We start from the raw sequence: 12,485 nt of genomic DNA, 5'->3' as shown, positions 1-12,485 counted from the left end.
GGGGGGCGCTTCGCGTTCCTCTAGGTCACTATTTACTCAAGGCATCGCGAGAAGTGCTGTCGCCAAGTGATAAGGCGTGGTCGACGGCATATCACTGCGCGAAACGACGCCGTCGGCCGTGAGGCATTCAAACCAGCCGCGATCGTGGAGGAAGCGCGTCTTGAAGCGCGAAGCCACCTGCGGCAAGTGCGCTTTCACATCGGACGACACATGTGTCGCGAGCGCACGCAGAAATTCCGTTTGCGCCCAGATTCGTTGCGTCGGATCGAGCACTTGACCAGACTCATCGACTGCTGCGCAGACGCCGGCGGTGACGGGATCGACGCCATGGCGGCAAGCGAAATCGAATGCGCGCGCGAGCGACGCACGCATACCCGCGGCGTCGAAAGCCGTATGTGCGCTGCCATAAGCGAGGAAATACCATTCGAACTGGTGACCCGGTTCGATCCGGTTACCTTCCGTGCCCTCGGGTAATTCGAGAATGCAGCCCGTAGCTTCATGGGTGAAGTGCCCGGCAACAGCGCGAATCAGCACGTCTAACCGTTCGTCATAACGAGTATCGCCAGAGGCCGCGCGTGCAGCGAGCCACGCTTCTGTCAGGTGCATCAGCGGATTTTGCGCTGCCCCTTCGATTGCCTCCGAGAAATCGGCGGACATAACGGCGTTAAGCAACCCTGGGGCGCCACCCGCAACTGAAAAGCGCTCAAGGATCAGATCGGAGGTCTCATCGACGATCTGAAGCGCCTCCTTGTTGCCGGAAAGACGCGCATACTCGGCAGCTGCAAACACGATAAACGCATGCGTATAGAGATCTTTCTTACGCTCGCCGGTGTGGCCCCGTGCATCAACGCTAAAAAACCAACCGCCGTGTTCCTTGTCCTGAAAACGAATTTTTAAGGAATTGAAAAGCAGCTTAGCGTGATCCAGTTTCCCCGCGAGTGCGAATACAAACAATTGTCTTGCGCACGCCATTGCGCGATATCTAGTAGGCGCCAGTGGTTCAGTCGTCTGCGAGGAAACGGCTTCGTATGCAAGGCCCAATTCGACATTGAAACCCGCCGCGCGCCACATCGGCAGGACTTTTTCTGCGTAATGCACTTTCAGCGCCGACAGAATTTCTTGCTCCTCAGACGTTGCCCCAGACTTCCCCTCAGCCATTCCCGAGAATTGCGTGCTTTGCATATCAATTATTGTTTGCGCCAAGCTGCGATGTTAAAAAAATTAAGTTCATGAGGCCATCAGAAAAAAGCGCGGTTTTCTTCGTCACCCGGGTTTTCGGCTCCGGCATCGAAAACGGCACCTATGCCGCGACCAGACGTAGAGCGGCACGATCGCGCTTTTATGCACAACTTCCGTTCAGCGACTGTGTTGCCGCTATTTACTTGATCTGAGGAATTGACACATGCACCTGTTTTGCGAGCAACTGGCAAGTATTGAGTACTTCAATTGTCGAAGATGCATTAATCGGAGCGGAGTGCAATTGAGCCGTCAATTTGCTCTGGCAATCCTGAATCTCTACCGCCACCTTGTTGACATTGAGTACTGCAAATGTCAAATATGCAGCATAGGCGATAACAATTGCCCCGATCAGTGTTCTCATGTATTTACCTTACTTGCTCTAAAGCCGCCCGGAAGATATCGCAGTTCACTCGATATTTTCGCTACAAGCCCGTGCAGTCTTATTTAAATCAGTCCCGCTTATCGCCTCAGCTTGCACGCACCTTCTTGAGCAGCGCAGTCGTCGAACGGTCGAAAGCAAACGGAATAGCGAGTGCAGTGCCGCCCCAACCTCGCACCAGCGCTGATTCGGGCAATGCATCCATAACGTAATCGCCACCTTTCACGAGAACGTCCGGGTGAATAGCCTCGATCAGGTTAATGGGCGTTTGCTCCTCAAACTTGACTACATAATCGACACACTCCAGTGCGGCAAGTAGCGCCATACGATCATCTGTCGTATTGATTGGACGATCATCTCCCTTACCCAGCATACGCACTGATGCGTCGCTGTTCACGCCAACGATCAGGCATTGGCCCAACGCTTTGGCCTCCGCAAGGTAGGTCACATGACCGCGGTGGAGAATGTCGAAAACGCCGTTCGTGAATACGACGAGCTCTGGCAGCGAGGCGCGTAGCGCGACAAGCGAAGAGCGATCGATCAGCTTACGTTCGAAGGAAACTGGCATGGTTTGTGAGAATCGAGCACGGCGTCCGCGGGCGACGAGAAGGAAGCCACGGACGACGCGTGAAATTATTTGAACGTCTGTACACCACTGACCACCGGATATACGACAGAGAACACCAAATTCAGTACCTTCTGGATTTCGCTTACCGGGGCGTTCGAGACATACAGCATGTCCTTGTTGTCCATTATGAAACTTTGCGTCACGAACAATGCACCGGGATCACGCAGATTCACGCGATAGATAACCGGAACTTTTCCTTCCGCCGTCGTGCGCACTGGGGTGGTGGGCCATCTCAACGCGTTGGCATCTTCGAAACGGAAGATGAACACGCCGCGTGCATCCGAACGCGAGTCTTCCAGCCCCCCAGCGCGCGCCAAAGCTTGTGCGAGCGTAATGCCCTGCGCCTCGAAATTGATTTCTTCGTTCTTGCCCGTCGCGCCAAGCGCCGTGAAGCTATATGGCTGGAACAAGGCGGTCACGATATCGCCGGCGCGCAACTGAACGTTCTGCCGAGGATCTCGAATTACCGTGGACAGCGGCATAGAAGCGACCTTGTCACCGCGCGTGAGCTGGATCGTGACCTTATCAACGGGCTGGCGCACACCGCCCGAATTGGCAAGAGCATCGAGCACGCGCTCGCCGCGCGCGCTCAACGGCATACGATTGCTGTTGGTCACATCGCCGACGACGGTGACATATGACGTCGCGTTGGTGGACAGCTTCACGAGCACCTGCGGATCATGCGCCATGCCCCTAAGGCGCTGCTCAATGTCGCGCTGAAGCTGGGACGGCGTGCGGCCGGCAGCCTTCACGGCACCGACAAAGGGGACGCTGACATTGCCGTCACCGTCGATTGCCTGAGCAGGCAAGACCGTTTCATGTGACCCGCTCGGCCCGGTCTTTGCGTCCATCGACGCCGCGCCGAAGAGCGTCGCGGGCGGCGCTTCCCAAATCGAAATCTCGATCGTGTCTCCCACGCCCAATTGCTGCTGGAACAAAGCTCCACCGCCGAGCGTAGTAAAAAAGTCCGAACTGCTTCGCTCTGCGTATAGCTTGCGAGCGACATCGTCATTCAGGTCGACGATCTGAATGCCCGCTGCCAGACTGGATTCGGAACTGGATGGAGAGCTGGCCCGCTCAATCTGCGCAGTGCTTGGGCCCGAATTCGGCACCCAGGAGCAACCGGCAAATATCGCGGCCACCCAGGCAAACGCAATACCAAACGTACTTCTCGACAAACGCGACATTTCTTGGAGTCTTGGAAGAATTTCTTAGAGTCTTGGAAGAATACGTTACTTATGGTCCGCGCGAATTGTCTCACGTTAGGCAATGAAATAGAATGGGAGAATTAGAAAGGGTGTTGCGCAGGGTGTCAGTAGCCAGCAACTCCCGTTGACCAATACCAAATCGCGCTCACGTGTCAAGAATTCTTCTGGATGTCACCCGCTTAGTGACGCGACTTTACGACGGCCTGCTTCCCACTGGCGTAGATCGAGTCGGTCTCGCCTATATAGAGCGTTACGGCGCAAACGCTTGCGCAGTGCTGAGCGAGCGCGGATTTTCGACGGTTTTATCGAAAATTGAGTCGCAGTCCGCTTTTGCCATGATTCTTTCAGGAGAGCGCAATCGTTGTGCAATTCGCAAACTCGTTGCGCGCGCCTGCATTAACCGGCTTCGTCCGGAAAATAGGGACAAAGGTGTGCTACTCCATACCAGCCATAATGGAATGGAGTTTCAGCGTTATTACAACGCGATGGATAAACGCGGTCTGCGCTCCGTTTTTATGGTGCATGACCTCATTCCCCTCACCCATGCCGAATTCTGCCGCCCCGGCGTCGACGCCGCGCACCGCAAACGCATCCACACAGCGCTCGCCCATGCCGACGGCCTGATCGCAAACTCGCAGGACACGCTGGACGTGCTCGCCGCCGAGGCCTCCCAAGCCAACCTGCCCTTACCGGCCAACGTCGTCGCCCGCCTCGCTCCGGCAATCACCGCACGCACGCCGCACCCCGCGCCAATCGCGCAACCGTACTTCGTCGTGCTCGGCACCATCGAACCGCGTAAGAACCACTGGTTCCTGCTCCAAGTCTGGCGACGACTCGTAGAACACCACGGCGTGGCAACGCCGAAGCTCGTCGTAATCGGCCGCCGCGGTTGGGAATGCGAGAACGCCGTCGACATGCTTGATCGCTGCACCCAACTTCAGGACACCGTCATCGAACTGCATGGCTGCTCCGATGAAGAGTTGCGCACGTGGATACAGCACGCACAGGCGTTGCTGTTTCCGTCTTTCGTTGAGGGCTACGGGATGCCGCTCGTCGAAGCGCTGGCGCTTGGCGTACCGGTGATTGCCAGCGACCTCGGCGTGTTTCGTGAGATCGCCAACGATATCCCTGACTATCTCGATCCGCTCGATGGCCCGGGCTGGATGGCAAACGTGGAAGCCTACGCAGCGCTCACCAGCAGCGCGCGCATGAGGCAACTCGCGCGTATTGAACGCTTTCGTGCACCTAGTTGGTCCGATCACTTCGAGGCCGTCGACCATTTCCTTGCCTCGCTGAACTAGCATGAATCGCCCTACGCCCTCGTCCGCAGCTGCGTTGCCCGCCGTCGCGCTCAAACGCGGTGTTCGCACGCTGAACTGGCTTGCGGGGCGATCCGGCATGGTCTGGTGTGACAGCATCGCTGGCCGGATCGCTCTGGCGTTTGCGCGCCTGACAGGACTGCATTGCGACGTGGCATGGCAGAGCCCGCTGTGGGCGCGCGAGGATCGTCACGCTGTACCCCTCGCCTGGTTTAGCGTGCCGGATACCGCCGCATCGCCTGCCACGTTCGCCCGCGCCATTGACGACGCACTCGCACGCCATCCCGATGCAGGCTCGTCACCGGATGTCGCACGACTCATGGCTCGCGTTCGCGTCGTGCGTGCGCTTGATCACGCCCAACGCACGCCGCCCGGCTCATTACAGCAGGCTCGAGCAACGGCTGGCGAGCGCGTCCTATTCATTGACGAACGCGCGTCTAGCTCCCATGACAGCCGCACCGCGCGCGCACGAAGTGCCGCATTCGCACGCATGGTGTCGGCGGCGCGGGGTGCGTACCCACAGGCGCAGTTCTATGTCGTCCGGTCGGGCGCAAACGGACGCGGGCGTTGGCTCTCGGAAGCGAGTCGTTCTTTGCGGCAAGGCTTCTCCATCGCCGATGTTGAGAGCACAGCCTGCGCGGCAATCGATCAAGTTACCCGCGTCTATACCCTGGCCGCGCCCGAAGGCCTGCACGCCCTGCTGGTCAACGTGCCACTACATGTCTTCGGCGCCCCGTGGTATGCGGGTTGGGGTCTTACGCAAGACGCAAAAAAACAGACAGCTCGAAAATCTCGCCCGACGCTAGCGGCACTATTCGACATCGTCTTTCTGCGCTTCGGCCGCTATCTAGATCCGGCCACGCACGCGCCAGGCTCGCTCGACGCCCTGCTCGACAGCCTCGAACTGCAACGCCAGGTCGCCGCGCGTTTCGACGCACTTGGCAATGTGGCGGGCGTGCGCTTCCAATGGTGGAAGCGTCCGTTCGCCACGCCGTATCTGGGCGCGAGCGGCCACGCGCTGCGTTGGGCGGGCTCGACAGCCGAAGTCGCGCCGCACGAGTGCGCAGCGCTGTGGGGCGCCCGCAGCGCCGAAGGTCTCGCCGATGGCGTGCGCCACATCCGCATCGAGGATGGCTTCCTGCATTCGCTCGGCCTCGGCTCCGACATGAATGCGCCGCATAGCCAGGTGGTCGATACGCGTGGACTGTATTTCGACGCGAGCCGTCCGAGCGATCTCTCGGTGCTCCTGAACGAAACCTCGTTCACGGCGGACGAACTCGAACGCGCCGCGCGCCTGCGCGCGCAAATCGTGAACGGCGGGCTCACGAAGTACAACCTCGGCCGGCGCAGCCCGCAGTGGCGCGCGCCGGCGGCCAAGCGTGTCGTTCTAGTGCCCGGCCAGGTCGCCGACGATGCCTCGATCCGCCTTGGCACACGCGCCATTTCGACCGCCGATGTACTCCTCAAAGAAGTCCGCAGCCGCCGCCCGGACGCCTTCATCGTCTACAAGCCGCATCCGGACGTGATGTCGGGCAACCGCAATGGCTTGATCGATGCACATCGACTCGCCGACGTCGTCGATACCGAAGCCGATGTGCTCTCCCTGATCGAAGTGAGCGACGAGGTGCACACGCTCTCCTCGCTAGCCGGTTTCGATGCACTGCTGCGCGGCAAGGAGGTGCACACCTACGGAATGCCTTTCTACGCCGGCTGGGGCCTGACGCACGACGCGCTCGCCCCGCTACCCTGGCGCGAGCGCACGCTCACGCTGGATATGCTCACGGCAGGCGCCCTGTTGCGCTATCCGCTTTACTGGGATTGGCATCTCGGTCTCTTTACGACGCCGGAAGCCGTCGCCGCCCGGCTCGCGCCTGGCGCGGCGCGCCCGTTACGGCGCGTTCAAGGCGATCGTTTGCGCGTCTGGCTCAAGGCGAAACGCTGGTCCCGCAACGTGCTCGCGCACTGGATCTGGCGCGCCAGGCAAAGACACAACAGTTAGATCACCGTATATTGCGGCACGAACCGTTCGGATAGAATGCTTGTCGACACGCCGGACGCTGGGTACGGGGAGCTCTGGGGCGTGCGCAAAAAAGGCTATCTATCACATCGATTCGTGCCGACGGCAGCGCCATCCGTCGCGCCGCGAACGAATATCCGCGGCGCCACTGCGTAGGCCGCACTCCGCGATCCAATCGACAATGACTATCCATCCGGTAATTCTTTGCGGCGGAAGCGGGACACGCCTGTGGCCCCTCTCGCGCGGCGGTTATCCCAAACAGTTCCTGCGCCTTTCCGGCGAACACACGCTCGTCCAACAAACCGCGCTACGCGTGCGCGAAATCGACCACGTGGCTGCGCCAATCGTCATCGCGAACAACGATCAGCGCTTTCTGATTGCCGAGCAATTGCGCGAGGTTGACGTAGCGCCCGCAGCCATCGTGCTCGAACCGGTCGGTCGCAATACCGCGCCAGCCATCGCCGTGGCGGCGCTGATCGCAATCAAACATTCGCCAGACGCACTTTTGCTAGTGTTGCCGTCCGATCACGCGATCCGCAACGACACGGCCTTTGCGCAAGCCGTACAGGCGGCCGCGCGTGCTGCGAGCGACCAATATCTCGTCACGTTCGGCATCGAACCGACCGAGCCGCATACCGGTTACGGCTACATCCGCCACGGCACATCGCTCGGTTACGGCACACCGGCCTGGCGCGTCGAGGCCTTTGTAGAAAAGCCCGATACGCGGACCGCGCAGATGTTCCTTACCGATGGCGGTTATCACTGGAACAGTGGCATGTTCATGCTGAAGGCTTCCACCTTCCTGGAGGAATTGCGCCGGTTGCAGCCGAATGTTGCCGAACCCGCCGAGCAATCGCTGAAGCTCGCGCGCGCCGATCACGATTTCCTGCGTCTCGACGAAGCGGCGTTCGCGGCTTGCCCGAATATCTCGGTCGACTATGCGGTGATGGAAAAAACCGACCGCGCCGCCGTGATCGGTGCAAACGATCTGGGCTGGAGCGATATCGGCTCGTGGTCCGCACTCGCCGAAATTGCACAAACCGACGACGCTGGCAACTCGGCGCTCGGCGACGTCATCCTTACTGATGTCGCGAACAGTTACGTACGCGCCGAGCACCGCATGGTTGCCGCAGTCGGCGTGGACAATCTCGTCGTCGTCGAAACCGCCGACGCAGTGCTCGTGGCCCATCGCGATAGCACACAGGATGTGCGTAAAATCGTCGAACATTTGACAAAGGCAAAGCGCAGCGAGTCGATCACGCACCCTCGCGTCGTGCGGCCGTGGGGCTCCTACGAACGTGTCGATGACGGCGCGCGGTTCCAGGTGAAGCGCATCGTCGTCAACCCTGGCGCGCAACTGAGCTTGCAGATGCACCACCACCGCGCCGAGCACTGGATCGTCGTGAAGGGTACCGCGCTCGTCACCAATGGCGACGAGGAAATCCTGCTTGGCGAAAACCAGTCCACCTATATTCCGCTGGGCGAAAAGCATCGCCTCAAGAATCCGGGCAAGATTCCACTCGAACTCATTGAAGTGCAGTCGGGAACCTATCTCGGCGAAGACGACATCGTGCGCTTCGAAGACAGCTACGGCCGCACAAATTCGTAACTTCCGCGGGGCGCAGCCCGAGCGCCCCCTTCCGGGAAAGCTTCACGTGACAGAATTCATGCAGAAAACAGCGCCACTGGCGCAAACGTTTGCATTGCCAATACACGTAATTTTGTGTAACAAAATCATTAAAAGATAATTTACATAAGCTTACAAATCACCCTAAAATTCCTTCCGGAACAAGCATTCCATGTGTAATGGGGAATGCGTCAGCTTCGTTGCTATCGAATCGCGCGTCGCCGGCGCAAATGAATAGCAGGCACTTCGAGCGCCAACGCGCGAAAAGCAAAGCCAGAAGACCACAATGAAGCGAGAGCCAGATCAAATCGTCGTTGAAAGCCCGACGAGCATCCAGCCATCGGACCGTGCGCGCATAAAGGGGCAACGCGCATTTGTTGTCTGGTTGACAGGCATTTCGGGCGCCGGCAAATCCACGCTCGCCAATATGCTCGAGCAGCACTTGCATGCGCGAGGCATGCACACAGCACTTCTCGATGGCGACAGTCTCCGCCTCGGGCTAAACAAGGATCTCGGCTTCTCGGATGCCGACCGCTGCGAGAATATCCGGCGAGCGGCCGAGGCTGCGAAGCTGATGTTCAATGCTGGCCTCGTAGTGATCGTCGCAACCATCTCGCCGATTCGCTCCGCACGTGAGTCTGCACGCGCGCTCTTCGGAGAGAACGAATTCTTTGAAGTTTTCGTCGACGCCCCGATCGAGGTCGCGGAAGCCCGTGATGTCAAGGGGCTCTACGCGCTCGCACGCCAAGGCACGATCCGTCAATTCACCGGCATCGGTTCCGTTTATGAGCCGCCGTCGAGTGTCGACGTGCACGTGCAAACGGCTTTGATGAGCAAGCGGGCCTGCATCGACGCGATCCTCCAGAAACTCCCGCTCGGCTCAGCCTGAAGCGCATCGTCAGTCGCGGGGCCACGTTCCACGAAGACCGGCTTGCGTCACATCGCATCTGATCGGTCTTGCGGGAGGGGTGTCGGCTAGAATGCTGCTTTCTGCGCGGGTACGTCACGCTGGCGCGCCTCGCGCGCACCGCACGCATTCCGTCATGCACTCAGATCATTCCGCTCGTGAATTCCCGCGCCATCAATAGCACCCGGCAAGCTGCTCGCACCCGACGCCTCCACGTCGCCCTGGTATGCAACACGGCGTGGGCGATCTACTCCTATCGCCAGGGCTTCCTGCGCGCGCTTAACGCTGCCGGAGCGCAAGTCACAGTGATCGCACCGCGCGACCGCACGTTCGAGCCGCTCACGGCGATGGGCTGCAACTGCATCGATCTGCATGTCGCCTCGAAGGGCACGAATCCACTCGACGACTTGCGCACACTGCTCGTGCTCTTCAAGCACTATCGCGCACTCAAGCCCGATGTCGTGTTCCATTACACGATCAAGCCGAATATCTACGGCTCGGTCGCGGCGTGGCTTGCGCGCGTTCCTTCGGTTGCGGTCACAACCGGCCTCGGTTACGTCTTTATCCAGAAGAGCCGCGCCGCGCGGGTTGCCAAGCGCCTCTACCGCTTCGCCTTCCGCTTTCCCCGCGAAGTCTGGTTCCTCAATCGCGACGATGAAGCGGCCTTCAAGGACCAAAACCTGCTGGCGCATCCAGAACGTGCTCGACTCCTGCATGGCGAAGGCGTCGATCTCGAGGACTTCCCATTCACGCCGCTACCCGCTCGCGCGGAGTTTGCCTTTGTTCTGATTGGCCGGCTACTTTGGGACAAGGGAGTCGGAGAATATGTCGAGGCAGCCCGCCAACTACGCGCGCGCTATCCACATGCCCGCTTTCAGCTGCTCGGCCCAGTCGGCGTGGACAACCCGAGCGCCATCTCGCGCGACGAAGTGGCGGCGTGGGAGCGTGAAGGCATCATCGAATATCTCGGCGAAACGGCAGACGTGCGTCCCTATATCACTGATGCCGATTGCATCGTACTGCCCTCATACCGTGAAGGCGTGCCGCGCACGCTGATGGAGGCGAGTGCGATGGGACGCCCGATCGTGGCCACCAATGTGCCCGGTTGCCGCGAAGTTGTCGCCGATGGGGTGAACGGCCTGCTCTGCGAAGCGCGCGACGCCGACTCGCTCGCCGCCAGCCTCGCGCGCATGCTGGATCTCGATCTGGCAGTGCGCGCCGCCATGGCCGAGCGCGGCAGGAAAAAAATCGAGAAAGAATTCGACGAGCGCGTTGTGGTACAACGCTATCGGGAACTGATCCGGGAAATTACCGGGTCGACATTTTGATCGAATCTGAATCACACGGAACGAAGACGGCATGACTGCGACGAACTCAAAGGGCACTATCCTCGTCACCGGCGGCGCGGGGTATATCGGCTCGCACACCTGTGTCGAACTGCTCAATGGTGGCTATGACGTGGTCGCCGTCGACAATCTCGTCAACAGCCGCAGCGAATCGCTCAAGCGTGTTGAGAAAATCACCGGCAAGCCGGTCGCCTTCTACGAGGCGGACGTGCGCGATGTTGCAGCTCTTTCGCGCATCTTCGAAGCGCACCGCATCACCGGCGTGATCCATTTCGCAGCGCTCAAGGCCGTGGGCGAGTCGGTGGCGAAGCCGATTGAGTACTACCGCAACAATGTGGACGGCCTGCTCGTCGTACTCGACGCGATGCGCCAGCATGACGTGAGGCAGTTCGTGTTCAGTTCGTCGGCAACGGTTTACGGCGTACCCGAGCGCTCGCCGATCGACGAATCGTTTCCACTCTCGGCCACCAACCCCTACGGCCAGTCGAAGCTCATTGCGGAGCAGATCCTGCGCGACGTGGAAATTTCGGACCCGTCGTGGCGCATCGCCGTACTGCGCTATTTCAATCCGGTCGGCGCGCATGAAAGCGGGCTGATCGGTGAGGATCCGGCCGGCATCCCGAACAACCTCATGCCTTATGTCGCGCAAGTGGCGGTGGGTAAGCTTGAAAAACTGCGCGTGTTCGGCGGCGACTACCCGACGCCGGACGGCACGGGCGTGCGCGACTATATTCACGTGGTCGATCTCGCGAAGGGCCATCTCAAGGCGCTCGATGCGCTTGCCTCGCGTGGCCAAGGCCTGATCGTGAATCTCGGCACGGGGCGCGGCTACAGTGTGCTGGAAGTGGTGAAGGCATTCGAGCACGCTTCGGGCCGTCCGGTACCCTATGAAATCGTCGCGCGGCGTCCTGGCGACATTGCCGAGTGCTTCGCGAATCCGCAGGCGGCAGAAGCAGTACTGGGGTGGAAGGCGCAGTTCGGTATCGAACGGATGTGCGAGGACCACTGGCGCTGGCAAGAAAATAATCCCCGCGGGTTCGAATAACTGGTGAAAACGGAGCCGCTCCGCGTCCCGAGGCTATCGCACAGAAACGCATAGTTACGAACTTGCGAATTTGTTGCGGTTTATTACATCGACGTTACAGCAGAAACATCGCGGCTAGAATAGCCCTTCAGACATACGTGCGTCTAATGGGGCTCCAAGCTGTGGAACAAGAAAAATCGGTTGGCATCGTCATTTGGCTCACCGGCATGTCAGGTGCTGGCAAGACAACGATCGCACGCGCTCTTGTAACCAGATTGCAAACGTTTGCACAGCAGGCGATAGTCCTCGATGGCGATGTCCTTCGCACCGGGCTCAATTCAGATCTCGGATTTAGTGAGGTAGAGCGGACAGAAAATTTGCGTCGCGTAGCTCACGTCGCGGCGCTTTTTTGCATGGAAGGCTTCGTTGCCGTAACAGCAACCATTTCGCCTGAGCCCGAGCATCGCGCCAATGCGAGGCGCATCGTGGGCGATGAAAATTTTGTCGAGGTTTTTGTCGATACGCCGCTCGCCCTATGTGAGGAACGCGACCCGAAGGGGTTGTATCGTCGCGCACGGCGCGGAGAACTCTCGCAATTCACCGGTATCGGCTCGCCCTATCATCCGCCGCTCAACCCTGATCTGACCTTGCGCACGCACGGTAACAGCGTTGAGCATTGCGTCGACCAGATTGTGGACTATCTGGCGCGCGTGCGTCGTCTCAATCCAGAACTCAACGCTTCGCTTGCACAACAGCACGCGACTCAGCGCTGAGCCCTGTCGATTGAAGAC

11 protein-coding genes are annotated in these 12,485 nt (G+C 59.6%); 7 read left to right on the top strand and 4 right to left on the bottom strand.

The window, feature by feature from the left end; all coding sequences use genetic code 11:
- Window positions 1–36: 36 nt before the first annotated feature.
- The 4 genes from C7411_RS33545 to C7411_RS33535 form a co-directional block, all read right to left on the bottom strand.
- Window positions 37–1,182: an AGE family epimerase/isomerase gene (locus C7411_RS33545; protein WP_373682742.1), complete on the bottom strand. Its 1,146-nt coding sequence runs from the start codon at window positions 1,180–1,182 to the stop codon at window positions 37–39.
- Between the two features lie 196 nt (window positions 1,183–1,378).
- Window positions 1,379–1,600 carry a hypothetical protein gene (locus tag C7411_RS37220; protein WP_133253743.1) on the bottom strand — a complete coding sequence of 74 codons (222 nt, stop codon included), beginning with the start codon at window positions 1,598–1,600 and terminating at the stop codon, window positions 1,379–1,381.
- Between the two features lie 106 nt (window positions 1,601–1,706).
- Window positions 1,707–2,186 (bottom strand): D-glycero-beta-D-manno-heptose 1-phosphate adenylyltransferase, encoded by a 480-nt coding sequence (gene rfaE2, locus C7411_RS33540; protein WP_110388404.1) that lies wholly within the window; start codon window positions 2,184–2,186, stop codon window positions 1,707–1,709.
- Between the two features lie 65 nt (window positions 2,187–2,251).
- Complete coding sequence (locus C7411_RS33535; RefSeq protein ID WP_110388403.1) at window positions 2,252–3,433, bottom strand: polysaccharide biosynthesis/export family protein; 1,182 nt, start codon at window positions 3,431–3,433, stop codon at window positions 2,252–2,254.
- Between the two features lie 170 nt (window positions 3,434–3,603).
- Here C7411_RS33535 and C7411_RS33530 point away from each other — a divergent pair, with 170 nt between their 5' ends.
- From C7411_RS33530 to cysC (C7411_RS33500), 7 genes are all read left to right on the top strand, one after another.
- Complete coding sequence (locus tag C7411_RS33530) at window positions 3,604–4,755, top strand: glycosyltransferase family 4 protein (protein ID WP_110388402.1); 1,152 nt, start codon at window positions 3,604–3,606, stop codon at window positions 4,753–4,755.
- Window position 4,756: 1 nt separating this feature from the next.
- Complete coding sequence (locus tag C7411_RS33525) at window positions 4,757–6,772, top strand: capsular polysaccharide export protein, LipB/KpsS family (protein ID WP_110388401.1); 2,016 nt, start codon at window positions 4,757–4,759, stop codon at window positions 6,770–6,772.
- A 199-nt stretch (window positions 6,773–6,971) separates the two neighbouring features.
- Entirely contained in the window at window positions 6,972–8,399 is a 1,428-nt protein-coding gene (locus tag C7411_RS33520; RefSeq protein ID WP_110388400.1) for a mannose-1-phosphate guanylyltransferase/mannose-6-phosphate isomerase, read from the top strand.
- Window positions 8,400–8,703: 304 nt separating this feature from the next.
- Complete coding sequence (cysC, locus tag C7411_RS33515; RefSeq protein WP_110388399.1) at window positions 8,704–9,306, top strand: adenylyl-sulfate kinase; 603 nt, start codon at window positions 8,704–8,706, stop codon at window positions 9,304–9,306.
- Window positions 9,307–9,497: 191 nt separating this feature from the next.
- Window positions 9,498–10,652: a glycosyltransferase family 4 protein gene (locus C7411_RS33510; protein WP_110388439.1), complete on the top strand. Its 1,155-nt coding sequence runs from the start codon at window positions 9,498–9,500 to the stop codon at window positions 10,650–10,652.
- Window positions 10,653–10,683: 31 nt separating this feature from the next.
- Window positions 10,684–11,715: a UDP-glucose 4-epimerase GalE gene (gene galE, locus C7411_RS33505; RefSeq protein WP_110388398.1), complete on the top strand. Its 1,032-nt coding sequence runs from the start codon at window positions 10,684–10,686 to the stop codon at window positions 11,713–11,715.
- 146 nt (window positions 11,716–11,861) lie between these two features.
- Window positions 11,862–12,467 carry an adenylyl-sulfate kinase gene (cysC, locus tag C7411_RS33500; RefSeq protein WP_110388397.1) on the top strand — a complete coding sequence of 202 codons (606 nt, stop codon included), beginning with the start codon at window positions 11,862–11,864 and terminating at the stop codon, window positions 12,465–12,467.
- The last annotated feature ends 18 nt before the right edge of the window (window positions 12,468–12,485 follow it).

This window comes from Paraburkholderia silvatlantica (genome assembly GCF_003096715.1).
In the GTDB taxonomy this organism is placed as follows: Bacteria; Pseudomonadota; Gammaproteobacteria; order Burkholderiales; family Burkholderiaceae; genus Paraburkholderia; species Paraburkholderia silvatlantica.
This window is presented reverse-complemented; position numbering and strand designations above follow the sequence as displayed.